Raw genomic sequence first — 17,359 nt, forward strand, 5'->3', positions numbered from 1 at the left:
AATTAGGTTCGTAGTGAGGACTTTAGTCCTTCTTAATTCCTAAAGATTAGACTTAAATTGTAAAAATAATTAGGTTCGTAGTGAGGACTTTAGTCCTTCTTAATTCCTAAAGATTAGACTTAAATTGTAAAAATAATTAGGTTCGTAGTGAGGACTTTAGTCCTTCTTAATTCCTAAAGATTAGACTTAAATTGTAAAAACAATTAGGTTCGTAGTGAGGACTTTAGTCCTTCTTAATTCCTAAAGATTAGACTTAAATTGTAAAAATAATTAGGTTCGTAGTGAGGACTTTAGTCCTTCTTAATTCCTAAAGATTAGACTTAAATTGTAAAAATAATTAGGTTCGTAGTGAGGACTTTAGTCCTAAATTTTGATTAAAAAGACTTTTGCAATCTTGTCTATTAATCAAGAGAGGACTGAAGTCCTCACTACGAACCTATTTTATTAGAGTCGATATACTGAACATCATCTCAATCGATAACATATACCTTTTTCAAATTGCACCAGCTCAAAAGCAGGGTCAAGATTTACAGTTGTTTCTCCTCCCCCTAGGAATAAGTAGCCCTTGGGACGCAACACCCGCCGCACTCTTGCTAAAATCGATTGTTTGGTCTGAACATCAAAATATATTAAGACGTTTCGCAGAAAAATAATGTCCATTTGAGGCATCGATCCAAAGGGTTCTGTCAAGTTAATCTGGCGAAATTCGATCGCCTTGCGGAGGTCTTCTTTAATCTGCCATTCCTTGCCACACTGCTGGAAGTATTTGTGTAACAATGCTGTTGGCAAACCCCGTACTACTTCGTGCTGCGCGTAGCATCCAGAATTTGCTCGCTTCAGCATGGCTGTAGAAATGTCGCTACCAAGTATTTGTACTTGATTTCTCGCTAACTGCGGAAAGTATTCGCGCAGCAGCATCGCAATACTGTAGGGTTCTTGACCGCTGGAACAAGCAGCACACCAAATATTCAAAGTGCGCTCGCCCTGGATCTGTTTTAACAATTCTGGCAATACTGATGTTTTTAATATCTCGAAGGGGTTGATATCTCGGAAAAAAAATGTCTCGTTGGTCATCATTGCTTCGACTGTCGATTCGTAAAGTTGGTTAAAACGTTGTTGTTTGATTTGTTTTAACTCTGCAACTAATCCGCTGATGGAGTTTGCTCCGGCTTCTTTAGCTACCATCCCTAAGCGCGATTCAACGAGGTACATTTTCTCTTCGGATAGGAATACGCCTGTGCGATCGTATACAAGTTTTCGGATGTAATCAAAATCTGCAATAGTTATCGGCATGGTAATTGAAGGAAGAAGGAAGAGTTGACAGTTGGCAGTTGACAGTTGGCAGTTGACAGTTGATAGTTGATAGTTGATAGTTGATAGTTAACAGAAGGAAGAGGGAAAAACAGTTATTCGTGTATCCCTGGCTAATGACTACTGTTAGCGAGAACTTAAGCTCGCACTAATGACTAAGGTTCGCGAGCAGAGACTAATAACTAATGACTACTAACTAATGACTAATGACTAATGACTAATGACTAATGACTAATGACTGCTGACTACTGACTGCTAAAATCTACAACTTTATCAACATCTAAAAATAGTAACAACTGCCCTTGTAGCTTGTACGCTCCTCGAATTAGCGGGCGTATTTTGCTGGTAAAAGTATCTGGAGGAGTTTCAAAATCAGCTTGAGATACTTCTAGGACATCTCCAATATCGTCAACTAACCAACTGACTGTTTCATCGCCAGTTCTCACTATCACATTTAAAGGCAATTGTTCCACAGGCCGATCGCACAAATCCAACCGCCTCCGCAAATCAATCGCCGTGACAATTTGTCCCCTCAAGTTTATCAATCCGCCGACTACTGCGGGCGCTAGTGGCACTCGCGTCATCTCCTGATAGCGGATGATTTCTTGAACTTTCTCAACCTCTATGCCAAAAAATAAGCTGTCAACGAAAAACGTACAAAGTAGAGTTTCTTCAGGCATTGTTTAATTATTCCTTTAATAGCCCGAGCTGGTGCTTGCTAACATCTGCTCGACTCCGAATAAATTGTTGTTAATTACTGCATCAACATCGAGGATTTCGGTAACTTGACCCTGAATTACAGCACAATATGAAATTCCTGCTTGAGTAGCTGCACCTTTAATGTCGATCGCCTGTTCTACAATATCCAGGATGCGATCGACTACCAGACCGACTTGGTGTTCTGAGCCGATCGACACTACGACTAACGGCAGTTTATCATCTGCTGCGCGCGATCGCCCGTCCAGACCGTTGGGCCCCCAATCAGCCGACTCACTGCCGCTACCAAACACCGCCGTCAAATAAATCACCGGCATAATTTGGTTGCGGTACTGCACCACATTCTGCTTCCCGACTCGCTCCAAAAGATGGCGGGGAAACTCTTCTAAGCGACAAACTCGCGATAGGTGAATCGCCATCCGCCGAAAGTCTGGGCCCTGAAATACTAGCAACTGTTGTGGAGGTTCTGAAGATTCCCGGCGGCTGTTTTCGTCAGCTAAAATCGCCTTTTCCTGAGCCTCCGTCATGTGGGTTTTCTGAGCAATCCCGTGCACATCCAAAATCAAAGCAACTTTACCGTCGCCCATAATAGTTGCTCCGGCAAAACAAGCTAGAGATTTTAGTTGTTTTCCTAAAGGCTTAACCACAATTTCTTGCGTGTCGTTGATGGCATCTACCACCAACCCAAAAGGTTTGTCTGTCGCTTGCACTACTACAATATTCAAAGCCTCATCTCTGTCGAATTGCGATTTTTTGCTGTTTTCTACAATTCCTGTTTCTAACTGCAATTCCCGGTTCAAATAAATCAGCGGCAGCAGTCGCCCCCGCAACCTATATACTGGGGTTCCGTGAAACATTTCGATTTTTTTTATTTGTTCTCCTTCCAAGCGCATCAGTTCTAGCAAATTGACTTGAGGAATTGCGTAGCGATCGCCTCCGGTAGTAATAATTAATGTCGGAATAATCGCCAGAGTTAAAGGAATTTTTAACTTAAAAGTTGTGCCTTTACCGACTTGACTTTGAACGTCGATCGTGCCGCTAATTTTTTCTATATGTGTTTGCACAACGTCCATCCCCACTCCCCTACCGGAGATATTGGTGATTTTTTCGGCGGTTGAGAAACTGGGCATGAAAATTAAATTTAGGGCTTCGCGATCGCTCAGTTTAGCTGCATCAATAGCAGAAAACATTCCTTTTTGCACTGCCTTACTTTTAATCCGATCTGGATCGATTCCCCCGCCGTCATCGGAGATTTCTATGTTTACCTGACCGCTTTCGTGATAGGCTCGCAGTAGCAGTTTACCGAAGGCGGGCTTGCCTTTGGCGACTCGCACTTCTGATGTTTCAATGCCGTGATCGAGGCAGTTACGGACTAAGTGAGTTAGCGGATTGGCGATCGCCTCAATTAAGGTTTTGTCTAATTCTGTTTCTTCGCCTTCCATTTCTAACTGTACTTGTTTGCCCAAGGCGAATGCTGTGTCGCGCACTACCCGGGGGAATTTGTTCCAGATAGTGCGAATTGGCTGCATTCTGGTCTTCATTACTCCTTCTTGCAGTTCGGAAGTAACTAAGTTTAAGCGGCTGGATACTGATTTTAATGTATCGTCATTTTGGGTGTTTGCTGTTTGGGTATTGGCAAATTCTAAGATTTGGTTGCGGCACAAAACGAGTTCGCCTACTAAGTTCATTAGTTTGTCCAGCAAGCCGACATCTACTCGGATTGCAGTATCGGAAATTTTGAATTTGTCACCCTCGGTATCCGCAGCATTTACCTGTTGGCTGGTAGTATTGGTAGCAGAGGGAATTAGCAATTGCTCGATCGACAATAAAGCATCTGCATACAAATGTTCTCGTGTCAACTCTGACTTTTCCGGTTCCTCGATCGCAACTTCTGGAGTTACTGAGTTGGATTGGGCGATCGCACTCGGTGACAATTCAGATGCAGTACCGCCGGATTCTTGGAGTTGCAAAAGTCGATCGAGCAATGCGGTGTGGGCGATAGGGCTTTCTTCTCCCGTCTTTTCCAGGGCTTCCATGTGCGATCGTACCGCGTCGATTGTCTCCAGCAAAGCGCTAGTAATATCGGGAGTCATCGTCAAAGTGCGATCGCGCAAGAGGCTGAGCAAATTTTCTCCTGCGTGCGCCACAGACTCCAGTTTTTCCACCCCCAAAAAACCGCTATTGCCTTTAATCGTGTGCAAACCGCGGTAAATCCGATTCATCACCTCTCTATCGGCATCATTTTTTTCTAAAGCTACTAAATCCTCCTCAATTTGGTTTAGGTATTCGTAGCCTTCAATCAGAAATTCCTTTACATCTTCATCAATTTCCATCGAGCCAGTTCCTTGTTCATCGGTTTGACGCTGGATTAAAATAGGGTGCATCTGGTTTTGGCAAATATATCCGTAGGGGCGAAGCATGACCGCAGTCAATATGAGATGATAACTAATAACTTATATGCGGTCATGCTTCGCCCTCTTCAAAAACCAAATGCACCCTTAAAATAAATTATCGAATAGTTAAAAACTGTAGTGCGCCCCAGTCAGTGGATTTTAGATTTTAGATTTTAGATGGACTCCTCTAGATCGATCTGGGAGCTTGAACTATTGTCTAAAATTTTGAGTTCGACCCTCGTGAGTGTACGTGGCACGGTAGCCGTTATTGGGCGGGATCAGCTTTATTCGCGATCGTGCGATCGTAGCTAAATCATTGCCAACTTGACCTCACAAGTATACTATATCTATACGAATTAGCAAAAATTATTAACATCGCAGCCCCGCAGTCGTGTTTTTGAACTCTGGCAACAAAAAATCTGTATCAGGGTTTACCGCACCAACTGCCAAGGAAAATGCACGACTTACACACTCTTAGCGCGCTCAAACCCCGTTTCTTCCTAAATGCCTGTCCCCAAACCTCTTATTTATCGTATAAACCGGGTTTATTTAGCCAGCGATCGGATAGAAGCTGGCAGAATAAATGAATATAATTTTTCTGGATTGTTACCTCCCAAGCTTTTTTTTGATAACTTCTGAAGTATACATAAATTTCGTCACTTTTCCACCTACAGAAAATGCTAGAACAAATAGAACAAGCGCAACAAAGATTCAACGTCCTCGATCGCGTTCCCATCGGATTGTGCGTGATCGCTCGCGATTTTACCGTGCTGTTTTGGAACCGGACACTAGAGCAGTGGACAAAGCTGCTCAAAAAAGAAATAATCGGAACTAACCTAAAAACTCACTTTCCCCAACTCGAAGAACCTAAATATCAAACTCGCTTAAAACAAGTATTTAACAATGGCTTGCCTACCGTATTTTCTCCGCAACTACACCAGTCCCTGATTTCATCAAATTTACCCAACGGCAAACCGAGAATTCACAACACAAACGTCACTCCCATACCAGCCATCAAAGGAGAAGGTTTTTATGCTTTAATCGCGGTTCAAGATGTTTCCGAAGTAACGCAGCGCATCCAAACCTATCAGCAAGAAATTAAACACCGATTAGTAATAGAAGAAGAACTTAAACGCGCCACAACTGACGCCGAAGCTGCCAACCGAGCCAAAAGTGAATTTTTGGCAATGATGAGCCACGAAATCCGCACGCCGATGAACGGAGTCATCGGCATGACTGAGCTGTTGCTAGATACGCAACTTTCGCCAAACCAGCGCAATTTTGTGAATACAATTCGTACCAGCGGCGATTCTTTGCTGGCAATTATTAACGACATTCTCGACTTTTCTAAGATAGAAGCAGGCAAGCTGGATTTAGAACAAGAACCGTTTAATCTCAGAAACTGTGTCGAAGAAGCTTTAGATTTAGTCGCGATGAAAGCTGCGGAAAAACAGCTAGACTTAGCTTGCGAATTGGATGCCAGTGTTCCCGCCTTCCTGTACGGAGATGTCACCAGACTTCGCCAAATATTGATAAATTTGCTCGGCAATGCTACCAAATTTACCGAAGCAGGTGAAGTGGTAGTTAAAGTAACAGCAAAACCCATTGCTGATACTGCTGTAGAAGTTACGCAAACTAACTCAATTTCTCAGGTAAACATTAGGCTCGATAGCGAAGAATCCAGTCAAAAACCTGCTTTAAATTCTTCTGTATCAGATTCGGATGCTGCCGATTCTAAATCTCTAGAACCATCAGAAATTAGTAACTACGAAATTCAATTTATTGTGAGGGATACAGGCATCGGAATTTCGCCCGATCGCAAAAACATACTATTTAGAGCCTTCAGTCAAGTTGACAGTTCCACAACTCGCAAATATGGCGGTACTGGCTTGGGCTTAGCCATCAGCAAACGCCTCAGCGAAATCATGGGCGGCACTATGTGGGTAGAAAGCGAAATCGGCAAAGGTTCTAAATTTTCTTTTAGCATCAAAGCTCAGCCAGCACCGGCTAATGAAGAAATATTAAACCTGAATGTACCCCAGCCTCAACTAGCAGGTTTGCGACTGCTGCTAGTTGACGACAATCCCACAAACCGCAAAATTCTTACCCTGCAAGCTATGTCTTGGGGAATGGTTGTCCGCGCAGCAAAATCTGGCGCGCAAGCGCTGAAAGTGCTGCAATATGAAACTATGTTTGACATAGCGATTCTAGACTTTCATATGCCAGAAATGGACGGCATTACTTTAGCTGAAAAAATTCGAGAATTTCCTCAAGGTAAAAATTTACCTTTAATGATTTTGAGTTCTGGGGGGAGGCCATCTCGCCGCGAAGTTCAAGGGCGAGTTGAATTCGCAGCTTTTGTATACAAACCAATTAAGCAAGCACAGCTCCATGAAGTTTTGCTTCGCATCTTGGGCGGGGAATGCAGCACAATTCAACCGTGTTTTTCGCAGCCTCAATTTAATTCACAATTAGCCGAAACACTGCCTTTGAAAATGCTGTTGGTAGACGATGTAGAACTCAATCAAATGGTAGCAGGGCAGATGTTGCAGAAGTTAGGTTACAGTGCAGATTTTGCCAGCAGCGGACAAGCAGCTTTGGATGCTTTGGAGCGTTCGGAATACGATATTGTGTTTATGGATATGCAGATGCCAGAAATGGACGGTTTGGAAACTACTCGCCTGATCCGCCAGCGATTTTCGGGAAATTTAATATTAGAAAATTCTGCTCCAGAATCTGGATTTTCTGCAACAGACGAGCCATCTCCCAATCCAAAATCGACTTCTCCTTGGATTGTGGCGATGACGGCTAATGCGATGCAGGGCGATCGCGAACTTTGTTTAGATGCTGGCATGAATGATTATATCAGTAAGCCGGTGCGAGTCCAGGCCATAGTTCAGGCGATCGCGCAGTACGATCGACAAACCGGGCGATCCAAATCCTATTCAGAGCTTAACAATTGGCAGACTCAGCCGACAGACTCTACTTCCCAAGCTCAGCCTGGAAACGAAATCAAAAATGTTGCACCCGCAGTTGATGAAACTGCGTTGGAAGAGTTAAAGCATTTAATCGCCCGCGCAGGTGTTTTGATTTCACAAATTGAAGCTGGAAGTCAATCGGGAGTCGCAAATCTTCCTCCTAATTCTGGGGAAATTGTAGCGGGTACTAATAACATTAAATTTCCGACTTTACCTGCTGTGACATATCCCAACTTAGAGGCAGAAAACTCCCCAACTTTACAGCCAGCAGCACCGCAAAATTTTCTACCGGAAACAGCACAATCGGAAATAGAATTGCCGCCTCTTGACAGTCAAACTTTTGAAGAATTGACGGAGTTATTGGGAGAAGAAGCTGAAGAATTTTGGATCGAGCTAGTAGAGAAATTTTTGGAAGTTGCACCGCCAAAATTGCAGGAACTCGCCGATGCTGTCAATCAATTGAATGCTCCCGCAATTAAAGCCTCGGCTCACGCTCTTAGAGGTGCTTGTACGACAGTCGGAGCCATGCCTTTGTTTCAATTGTGCGCGCAGCTCGAAGAGATGGCCCGGAAGAAAACTCTCTCAGGTAGCGAGGTTCTGATGTGCAAAATTGCAGCCGAATATCAGCGGGTAAAAGCGGCTTTGCCATCTAGTTGATTGATATATAGCGGTTTTCAGAAAGATGAGGTATGTTGTTGGGATGCGAGCCCTCTTAGTTTAATGGTTATACAAGCTGTCAGTCATACCTCACTTTTTTGAGAAAGGCTATAGCAGAAGGAAGTTCGGCAACGGATTTATTTGTAGCATCTCAATGAGTCAATCGTGGACGCAAGTATCACAATACTTAAAGGTTTTTTAGGTACGTTGTTGCGCTTGAGCGCTCAAGCGCAACAACGTACCTTTTTTAAAGTGCCACTTGTCTCCAGGAGTGTGAGCGTAAAAAGCAAAAATGATTGACAAAAGCAACCCGATATGATGTGTCGGTGGCGCGGGACGATCGATCGCCCGTTTTCCGCAAAATCTTCAACATTTAGGCCATTTAGCCAATTGCGAAAATTTAAAATTTCTGACATATAGCCTTTCTCAAAAAGATGAGGTATGGCTGACAGCTTACATAACCGCTGAAATCAAGAGGGCTGAAGCCCAACAACGTACCTCATCTTTGTGAAAACCGCTATAATCTGATAGAATTCTCAACACGATCTCAATAGCAACGTGACGGCTCAATTGCTAACTTTTCAGATACTGTAACAAATTACCAGTATAAAAAGTTACAAATCATCCGTTCAGTTGCTGAGTTAAATGCTCAATACTCTATTGAGTAGGAGATTATAAAGTTGTTAAAAATAATCAGAGTGCGATCGATCTACAGTAAACTCATCCATTTCAACGCAGAAATTCAATCTGCTTCTGAGTGAGAACTGGATGCTATTTTCACAATAATTATGATTAGTGCTGACTTTAGAATAAACTCGCAAACGACGCCTCAAATTCTGATCGTCGATGACGAAGCAACCCAGCAGCTATTTACCCGCCGGATTATGGAAAAAGAAGGCTACCGGGTAATTGAGGCATCAAACGGACAAGAATGTTTGGACATTTGTCAAGAAACTCTCCCAGATATTGTCCTATTGGATGCGATGATGCCTGTAATGGACGGTTTTACTTGCTGCGCTCAACTCCAGGCTAATCCCCAAACGCAAAAAATTCCGGTGCTGATGATTACAGCACTAGATGACAAAAAATCTGTCAATCAAGCTTTTGAAGTAGGAGCAACAGATTATGTGACGAAGCCGATTCACTGGCCAGTGCTGATTCAGCGAGTGCGGCGCTTGATTCAACAGTCTCAACTTTACCGGCAGTTGATGGAAAGCCAAGAGAAAACTCAAAAATTATTACTGAATATTTTACCAGAGTCGATCGCACTCCGGCTCCAAGAGGAATCAACCCCAGACTTGGTAATTGCCGATCACTTCCCCAATGTCAGCGTCTTATTTGCTGATATGGTAGGCTTTACCAAGCTTGCCTCAGAAATGCCTCCTATTGAATTAATTGTCAAACTCAATTCTATTTTCTCAGAATTTGACCAGCTAACTCAGGAATACGGGTTAGAAAAAATTAAGACTATTGGGGATGGCTATATGGTAGCATCTGGATTGCCCATCCTCCGGGACGATCATGCTGACGCGATCGTGCAAATGGCCCTAGCCATGCAGCAAGCTATGACGCGGCTAAACACACAAACAAAAGAATTTCACAGCCTGCGAATTGGCATTCACTCCGGGCCTGTGGTTGCAGGGGTCATCGGAACTAAAAAGTTTAGTTACGACCTTTGGGGCGACACGGTAAACACGGCAAGCCGCATGGAACAATATAGTTTTCCCGGCTGCATTCAAGTGACAGAAGACACTTACAAGCAGTTGTCCAAAAAACATTTGTTTGCAGAAAGAGGAATGATTGATGTTAAAGGCAAAGGTAAGATGAAAACTTACCTCTTAGATTGTTCAGAAAATCTCAACAGATGTACTGCATAATATCAATTCCGGTATTACCGTCAGGTGATTGTTGACGGTTGTCAGTTGACGGTTGTCAGTTGACGGTTGACGGTTGACTGCAAGCCCGATGCCCGATGCCCGATGCCCGATGCCCAATAATTAAAGTTAAGGAGCGCGCCAAAATGGGTTTAGTTTTAATTGTAGATGACGCAGCATTCTCTCGGCGGATGATTCGCAAAGCTGTTGAAGAAGCCGGACATCAAGTGATAGAAGCAGCCAACGGACAAGAAGGCTTAGATATGGCTGCATCCAAGTCGCCAGACTGCATGATGACAGATTTGTTAATGCCAGAAATGGACGGTTTCGCCTTGCTAAAAGCCCTGGGCGAAAAAGGCTCTAAAATTCCAGTCATCGTACTTTCAGCAGATATTCAAGACAGCGCTAGGCAGAAGTGCGAAGAATTGGGAGCATTTATGATGCTGAAAAAGCCCCCAAAAGCTCCCGAGATTCAGGCTGCAATCCAAAAAGCTCTGGATAGCAAATAGGAGATATCAGAGTGGAGCTAACAGCAGATGAAATAGATGCTTTGAAGGAGCTAATCAATATTGGCGTGGGAAGTGCCGCTGGAATGTTGAATGAAATGATTCAATTTCCGATCCAGTTGCAGATTCCAGATATTGACCTTGTATCCGCGAATGAGCTGCGAAGCGAATTAAAAAAACGCTTCGGGATAGAGCCTCTTTCCACGGTGCAGCTAGGCTTTAACGGCTCATTTAGTGGCAGCGCCCAGCTACTTTTTCCTACCGAAAGTGCAGTGAATTTAGTTTCTGTTCTCACTGGTGAAGAAAAAGGAAGTCCTGACCTTGATTCTCTCAAAATTAGTACCCTCAGTGAGGTGGGGAATATGATCATTAACGGTGTCATGGGCTCAATTGGCAACGTTCTAGACCAACCGTTAGACTATGAGGTTCCCTATTATGCAGAGGAAGAAATTGAGGATTTACTGTTAAAAGAAAAGTCTCTCGATACCGGGAGCGTGCTGTTGGCTCCAGCTCACTTTAGTATTGAAGAACTGCAAATTCAAGGAGACATTTTGCTGTTTTTCGATGTGGGTTCGTTTCAAATGCTGCTGAAGGCGATCGCCGCGGCATCTTAAATACCGCAAATATTCCTCATGCAAGCCGGATGTTTTGTGTCCCTGACTGTAAGCATAGAGAGGGTTTCGGGCTACCAGTGCCGAGAATGCGTGACGTAAAAGTACGCGCGTGCGAAGCTATCCCGAGCATGAATCGCCCTCCCTGATAAATTCTATAAAACTAAGTAAATCCACCTAATTAAACGTAAAATAGGGAGCGCTAAAAAGCTTGCTGTGTATGTTTTCAGAATTCTCTCGCGACGATAACTAAAACCCAATACCGTTTACTGGTATACCGCCCTGGGGGTAAAACCCTATGAAAAATAGATACGGAGATTGCTTCGTTCCTCGCAATGACCATCTTAAGTAAACCGTATTGAACTAAAACCTACTTCTTTCTTTCTTTCTTTCTTTCTTTCTTCCTTCTTCCTTCTTCCTTCTTCCTTCTACTTACCTAAAACATGGATACACAAAATCAATCAACAGCCTCAGAATCTCCCGAAATTGACTCGGATGCCAGTAATTTGGTAGCGACAACAATTGCAGGGACAGCAGAGAGTTTCAGCAACCAGTACCAACAGCAACTGATTATCGCTCTGGCAGCAGTCAGAGATGGCGACTTTAGCGTTCGTTTACCCGCCGACAACGGCTTGGGTGAAATTGCCAAAGTTTTCAATGAAATGGTGAGTGTCAATGAAAAATTTGCTGACGAAATAGAGCGAGTCAGCCAAGCAGTTGCCGAAGAAGGCAAAGTACCAAAATCAAGAGAAATTAAAGAATTTAAAGGTTCTTGGGTTAGCAGTATTGACGCGGTGAATGCAACGCTAAACAGCTTAATTGCGCCGACAATAGACATAGCGCGAGTGCTGCACGCTGTAGCTAAAGGCGATTTGTCCGAAAAATTTAGCTTAGAGTTTGAAGGCAAACCAATCAAAGGATTGTTCCGCCGCATTGGGACTACTCTCAACAAAATGGTAGACCAATTAAATAGTTTTGCTTTAGAAGTAACTCGCGTCGCCCGCGAAGTTGGTAGCGAGGGCAAATTGGGAACCCAAGCAGAGGTAGAAGGGCTATCGGGTATTTGGCAAGAACTGACGGCAAGTGTTAACTTGATGGCGGCAAATCTGACTCATCAAGTACGAAATATTACTAAGGTTGCAACGGCAATTAGCGTCGGCGATTTGAACGAAAAAATTACCGTTGAAGCGGAAGGGGAAATTTCGCAACTGAAAGATACTCTCAATCAAATGGTTGACAGTCTCAATGATTTTGCCAAAGAGGTGACGCGGGTAGCCAAAGAGGTGGGAACTGAGGGGAAACTTGGGGGTCAAGCACAAGTTCACGGAGTAGCTGGTGTCTGGAAAGATTTAACGCAAAATGTTAATCTAATGGCGAGCAATCTTACCAATCAAGTACGCAATATTGCGGAAGTTACTACGGCGGTAGCTCATGGAGATTTGTCTAAAAAAATTACTGTAGAAGCTGAAGGGGAAATTCTGGATCTGAAGAATACGATTAATGAAATGACTGTTCAGCTTAATGAGTTTGCTTTAGAAGTTACGCGAGTTGCTAGGGAAGTTGGCGTTGAGGGCAAATTGGGAGGTCAAGCAACTGTTGATGGTTTGTCGGGTACTTGGCTGAGTTTGGCTGGTAATGTGAATATTATGGCGGCTAATCTTACGGAGCAAGTTCGGAGTATTGCGGAAGTTTCTACTGCTGTGGCTAAGGGAGATTTGTCGAAGCAAATTACTGTGGAAGTTCAAGGAGAAGTTCTGGAACTGAAAAATACGTTGAATACTATGGTTGACCAGCTTAATACTTTTGCAGATGAAGTAACGGGGCTGGCGAAACAGGTAGTTGCAGGACAGTTGGGAGGGCAGGCGACAGTTCCTGATATCAGCGGGACTTGGAAAGATTTGACGGATAATGTTAATCTGATGGCGGCTAATTTGAACGCTCAGGTGCAGCAAATTTCTCAAGTGGCGATCGCAGTTAGCAGTGCTTCGGAGGAATTGATTAGCGAAAGCCAAAATATGGGGGCGGCGGCTGAAGAAACTTCGGCTCAAGCAGGGACGGTATCTGCGGCGGCGGATTTAGTTAATAGCAATACTCAATCGGTGGCTACCGGCATCGAGGAGATGAATGTGAGTATTAAGGAAATTGCTAAGAATGCTTCGGAAGCTGCGACGGTTGCTAATTCGGCGGTGAGGATGGCGGAAACTACGAATCAAACTATTACTAAACTCGGCGTAAGTAGTGCAGAGATTGGTAATGTTGTCAAGGTGATTACTTCGATCGCCCAACAGACTAATTTGCTGGCTCTGAATGCTACAATCGAGGCGGCTCGGGCTGGAGAAGCGGGCAAGGGTTTTGCGGTGGTGGCGAATGAGGTGAAGGAGTTGGCGAAACAAACGGCGGCGGCGACTGAGGATATCAGCAAGAAGGTGGAGGCTATTCAAGCTGATACTAAAAGTTCCGTGCAGGCGATCGCCCAAATTACTTCTATTATCAACCAAATCAGCGATTTCCAAACGACGATCGCCAGTGCAGTGGAGGAACAAACGGCTACAACTACCGAAATTGCGCGCAATGTCAACCAAGTTGCGATCGGTTCCTCGGAAATTGCCCGCAATATTACCAGCGTCGCCGATGCAGCGGGAAGTACCGCCACCAGTGCTAGCAATACTCAAAATTCTGCGATCGAATTATCGAAAACGGCCGCTCAATTGCAAGGACTTGTCAATCAGTTTAAGTATTGATTTGGATAATAGATAATGGGGAATTGATAATGGGTAATGAGTAATGAGTAATGGGTGAGTTAAGGTGGGCAATGCGCTCCCTAAATAATTAATTCCCAATTCCCAATTCCCAATTCCCAATTCCCAATTCCCAATTCCCAATTCTCAATTCCCTAAAATGAAAACCTACTCAAAACCAATTTCATTAATTCTGATTGGAGGCTTTTCGGATTCAGAAAATCAGACATTGCGCGAAACGTTAAAAGCAGACGAATATGTATTTGCCACAACTACAGATTTATACAATTGTTTAGATATTGCTGAGTGCCACCATCCCAAAGCTGTAATCCTAAATTTTGCAGCCATAGAATACAATTATTTAGCAATTATCCAATTCTTGCAATTATTAGAAATACCCACGATAATTCTCAGCGACGACTTAGCAAGGAATATGATTCAGTATTTGTCGCTGGCAGGAATATTCGCAACTCTCAAAAAAACTAACAATGATTTAGAATTGCGGCACACCGTCGCAACTGCGGCTTATCCAAATAACGCCGATCCAATTAATTCTCACAGTCAACTGCGGAATTTCAACCTAGCCAAGCTCGAAACCGGAAAACACACAAAATTACAGGATGTTGTCAACAAAGCCATCGGCACAGCAGTTTCTCAGATGAGCGAAATGATTGCGTGTGAGGTAGAATGTGAAATGCCTTCATCTCAAGCGCTGTCCCCGATATTTTTGCAAAAAAACCTAATTGAAACCTTGGGAAAAAACCTAATAGCTGTAGCGCAGCTTGATTTTAACGGCAATTTATCAGGTTCGGCTCAGATGTTGTTTTCCTGCGAGGCTGCTGATGCTCTTGTTTTAGCTCTCAACGGCGGCGGCGATGTAACCAGCGAGGAATTCAAGCAAGATAAGGCTGACATTTTGGGGGAAATTGGCAATTTAGCTATTAGCGGTATTGTCGGCACTTTTAGTAATACCTTAAAATACAATCTCGGTTATGTAGTTCCCCACTATATAGAAGGTTCAGCAGAGGAAATATTTAGCGCTATGAATTTTAATATGCGCTCAACAATTCTACTGTTTATGTCTCATTTTAAAATTATCGATCTTGGCGTAGAAGGCGATTTAATTCTGTTTTTTCAAGCTCGCTTACTGCTCGATCTGTTATTTCGAGTTTAATAGAAAATGTCCCAGATCAAGGTTTTAATTGTTGATGATTCTGTAGTGGTGCGCCGATTATTAAGTAACGTACTCGACGGCGATGCAGCGCTGGAAGTTGTGGGGACTGCCCCTAACGGTAGAATTGCGTTAGCCAAGATTTCTCAGGTGAATCCAGATTTGATTGTGCTGGATGTGGAAATGCCGGAAATGGATGGTTTGGAGACGCTGGCGGCAATCCGAAAACTTGACAAAAATATTCCTGTAATTATGTTTAGCGCGCTCACAGAGTTGGGCGCTGTTGCTACTTTAAATGCTCTGGCGCTGGGTGCTACGGATTACGTGACTAAGCCTCATAATATGAAGAGCAAGGAAGCGGCGCTAGAACACATCCGCGAGCAATTGATTCCGAAAATTAAGGTTTTTTGCAATGGTGGCAAGATGCCAAAAGTGGGGAATATTCAAGTACCTAAGACTCACAATAATCCCACACCATTGCCAGTTAAATCGGGTTTGATTTCGTCGAATTCAGCGGTAAATTTTAAATCTAAAATCGAAATTGTAGCGATTGGGGTTTCGACGGGCGGGCCAAATGCTTTGGAAACGATTTTGCAGGATTTGCCGGCTAATTTTCCTGTACCAATTGTGATTGTGCAGCATATGCCGCCGGTTTTTACGAAGCGTTTAGCCGATCGCCTGACCGAAAAGTGCAAAATTAGAGTGGAGGAGGCTGTGACGGGAGGTATTGTTGAGCCAGGAGTTGCTTGGATAGCGCCCGGTGATTACCATCTGGTTTTGGAAAAACAGGGTTTTGGGGTGCGTATTCGCACGCATCAAGAGGCGCGGGAAAATTCTTGTCGCCCTGCGGTTGATGTGCTGTTTCGATCGACTGCTAAGATTTACGGTGCTGGTGTTTTAGGTGTGGTGCTGACTGGAATGGGGCACGATGGGCTGCTGGGCTGTCAGAATATCCGGGAAGCTGGGGGTAGGATTATCGTTCAAGATGAGGCTAGCAGCGTTGTCTGGGGGATGCCGGGAAGTGTGGTTAATTCTGGTTTTGCCGATCGAGTGGTATCCTTACAAGACATGGCACGCGAAATTATCGATCGAGTAATGAGTCAGTAGTTATTTGTTATTTGTTATTTGTTATTTGTTATTAGTCATTTGTCATTTGTCTAGCAATAACTGATAACAAATAACCCGCAACCAATGCCCTACGCAGGCCTTCTTCCCGATGCCCGATGCTTTTAGGCCCAATTCCCAATGCCCGATGCCCAATTCGCAATTCCCAATTCCCTATTACCAATGTCTCGACCAACATTATATATTGCCATCACCAATCATGGATTCGGCCACGCTGTCCGAGTTTCCTCCGTAGCTGCAAAAATCCAAGAATTAAATCCAGATATTTTACTAATTATCACCACAACCGCACCTCGCTGGCTGCTAGAATCTTATTTTCCTGGTGATTTTATCCTCCGTCCCCGCGCTTTTGATGTCGGAGTTGTGCAGGCTGATAGCTTGCATATGGATAAAGAGGCGACTCTAGAAAAATTGCGGGAAATTCGGGAAAAGCAAAATTCGCTAATTGCAGGCGAAGTGAATTTTCTTAAGCAAAATCGCGTGGGTTTGGTGCTGGCAGATATTCCTCCTTTAGCAACGCGAATGGCCGCAGCGGCTGGGGTTCCTTGCTGGATGATGAGCAATTTTGGGTGGGATTTTATCTATCGAGATTGGGGCGGAGAGTTTGACGAAATGGCGGATTGGATTGGTGAATGCTTCGGAAAGTGCGATCGGCTTTTTCGTCTTCCTTTGCACGAACCGATGCCCGCTTTTCCTAATATTGAAGATGTCGGCTTGACTGGCGGCAATCCTCGCTACAGTAACGATCAAATTCGGGAAGTATTTGGAATTGAATCACCGACGGAAAAAACTGTGTTGCTGACTTTTGGCGGACTGGGTTTAGAGGCAATTCCTTATCACAATTTACAGCAATTTAGCGATTGGCAATTTATTACTTTTGATGCGGGAGCTCCCGATTTGCCGAATTTGATTAGAGTCAAACATCAGCAGTTTGCACAATCTTTCCCAATTTTACCGCGCCCGGTCGATATGATGCCTGTCTGCGGCCGCATGGTTTCTAAACCGGGATACAGCACTTTTTCCGAAGCTTTGCGGATGGAAATACCTGTTGTTTCTATCATGAGAGATGGTTTTGCCGAAGCTGCTGTGTTGTTGGAGTGGCTAGAAAAGTATGCGGCGCATCAAATTGTGACGGCGGCGGAGTTTTTTGAGGGGGATTGGGGGTTTTTGCACAAGCCGCTGCACCCGCCCCGTTTGTCGGATAAGTTGGATAAGCACGGTACTGAGGCGATCGCCCAAGCTGTGGTAGATTATTTTAAAGAGAGCGATTAGGATGAC

General features: G+C 44.0%; 11 protein-coding genes. 8 read left to right on the top strand and 3 right to left on the bottom strand.

What is annotated here, in order from left to right; all coding sequences use genetic code 11:
* Positions 1-465: 465 nt before the first annotated feature.
* The 3 genes from QZW82_RS05780 to QZW82_RS05790 form a co-directional block, all read right to left on the bottom strand.
* Positions 466-1,293, bottom strand: coding sequence for a protein-glutamate O-methyltransferase CheR (locus QZW82_RS05780; protein WP_293145963.1), 828 nt, complete (start codon positions 1,291-1,293; stop codon positions 466-468).
* A gap of 263 nt (positions 1,294-1,556) precedes the next feature.
* Positions 1,557-1,991 carry a chemotaxis protein CheW gene (locus tag QZW82_RS05785; protein WP_293145970.1) on the bottom strand — a complete coding sequence of 145 codons (435 nt, stop codon included), beginning with the start codon at positions 1,989-1,991 and terminating at the stop codon, positions 1,557-1,559.
* Between the two features lie 15 nt (positions 1,992-2,006).
* Positions 2,007-4,412, bottom strand: coding sequence for a chemotaxis protein CheW (locus tag QZW82_RS05790; protein ID WP_293145972.1), 2,406 nt, complete (start codon positions 4,410-4,412; stop codon positions 2,007-2,009).
* A 686-nt stretch (positions 4,413-5,098) separates the two neighbouring features.
* Between QZW82_RS05790 and QZW82_RS05795 the strand changes: the two genes are divergently transcribed.
* The 8 genes from QZW82_RS05795 to QZW82_RS05830 all read left to right on the top strand — a co-directional run bounded on the left by QZW82_RS05795 (position 5,099) and on the right by QZW82_RS05830 (position 17,353).
* Entirely contained in the window at positions 5,099-8,056 is a 2,958-nt protein-coding gene (locus QZW82_RS05795; protein WP_293145975.1) for a response regulator, read from the top strand.
* A 788-nt stretch (positions 8,057-8,844) separates the two neighbouring features.
* Positions 8,845-9,933, top strand: a complete 1,089-nt coding sequence (locus tag QZW82_RS05800) for an adenylate/guanylate cyclase domain-containing protein (RefSeq protein ID WP_293145978.1) — start codon at positions 8,845-8,847, stop codon at positions 9,931-9,933.
* A 95-nt stretch (positions 9,934-10,028) separates the two neighbouring features.
* Positions 10,029-10,439, top strand: a complete 411-nt coding sequence (locus QZW82_RS05805; protein ID WP_293145981.1) for a response regulator — start codon at positions 10,029-10,031, stop codon at positions 10,437-10,439.
* An 11-nt stretch (positions 10,440-10,450) separates the two neighbouring features.
* Complete coding sequence (locus tag QZW82_RS05810) at positions 10,451-11,050, top strand: chemotaxis protein CheX (protein WP_293145984.1); 600 nt, start codon at positions 10,451-10,453, stop codon at positions 11,048-11,050.
* A 440-nt stretch (positions 11,051-11,490) separates the two neighbouring features.
* Positions 11,491-13,788, top strand: coding sequence for a HAMP domain-containing protein (locus QZW82_RS05815; protein WP_293145987.1), 2,298 nt, complete (start codon positions 11,491-11,493; stop codon positions 13,786-13,788).
* Between the two features lie 157 nt (positions 13,789-13,945).
* Positions 13,946-14,959, top strand: coding sequence for a hypothetical protein (locus QZW82_RS05820; protein ID WP_293145990.1), 1,014 nt, complete (start codon positions 13,946-13,948; stop codon positions 14,957-14,959).
* 6 nt (positions 14,960-14,965) lie between these two features.
* Entirely contained in the window at positions 14,966-16,063 is a 1,098-nt protein-coding gene (locus QZW82_RS05825) for a chemotaxis response regulator protein-glutamate methylesterase (RefSeq protein WP_293145993.1), read from the top strand.
* A gap of 180 nt (positions 16,064-16,243) precedes the next feature.
* The gene (locus QZW82_RS05830; RefSeq protein WP_293146121.1) at positions 16,244-17,353 is read left to right on the top strand and encodes a glycosyl transferase; all 1,110 of its coding nucleotides are present in this window, start codon (positions 16,244-16,246) and stop codon (positions 17,351-17,353) included.
* Positions 17,354-17,359: the final 6 nt, after the last annotated feature.

The sequence above is a fragment of the Microcoleus sp. bin48.metabat.b7b8b9.023 genome (assembly GCF_013299185.1).
GTDB lineage: Bacteria > Cyanobacteriota > Cyanobacteriia > Cyanobacteriales > Microcoleaceae > Microcoleus.

Coding starts and splice junctions, on each gene's coding strand:
- QZW82_RS05815 (WP_293145987.1), top strand. CDS start 11,491: ATGGATACACAAAATCAATCAACAGCCTCAGAATCTCCCGAAATTGAC.
- QZW82_RS05780 (WP_293145963.1), bottom strand. CDS start 1,293: ATGCCGATAACTATTGCAGATTTTGATTACATCCGAAAACTTGTATAC.
- QZW82_RS05820 (WP_293145990.1), top strand. CDS start 13,946: ATGAAAACCTACTCAAAACCAATTTCATTAATTCTGATTGGAGGCTTT.
- QZW82_RS05800 (WP_293145978.1), top strand. CDS start 8,845: ATGATTAGTGCTGACTTTAGAATAAACTCGCAAACGACGCCTCAAATT.
- QZW82_RS05785 (WP_293145970.1), bottom strand. CDS start 1,991: ATGCCTGAAGAAACTCTACTTTGTACGTTTTTCGTTGACAGCTTATTT.
- QZW82_RS05795 (WP_293145975.1), top strand. CDS start 5,099: ATGCTAGAACAAATAGAACAAGCGCAACAAAGATTCAACGTCCTCGAT.
- QZW82_RS05790 (WP_293145972.1), bottom strand. CDS start 4,412: ATGCACCCTATTTTAATCCAGCGTCAAACCGATGAACAAGGAACTGGC.
- QZW82_RS05830 (WP_293146121.1), top strand. CDS start 16,244: ATGTCTCGACCAACATTATATATTGCCATCACCAATCATGGATTCGGC.
- QZW82_RS05805 (WP_293145981.1), top strand. CDS start 10,029: ATGCCCGATGCCCGATGCCCAATAATTAAAGTTAAGGAGCGCGCCAAA.
- QZW82_RS05825 (WP_293145993.1), top strand. CDS start 14,966: ATGTCCCAGATCAAGGTTTTAATTGTTGATGATTCTGTAGTGGTGCGC.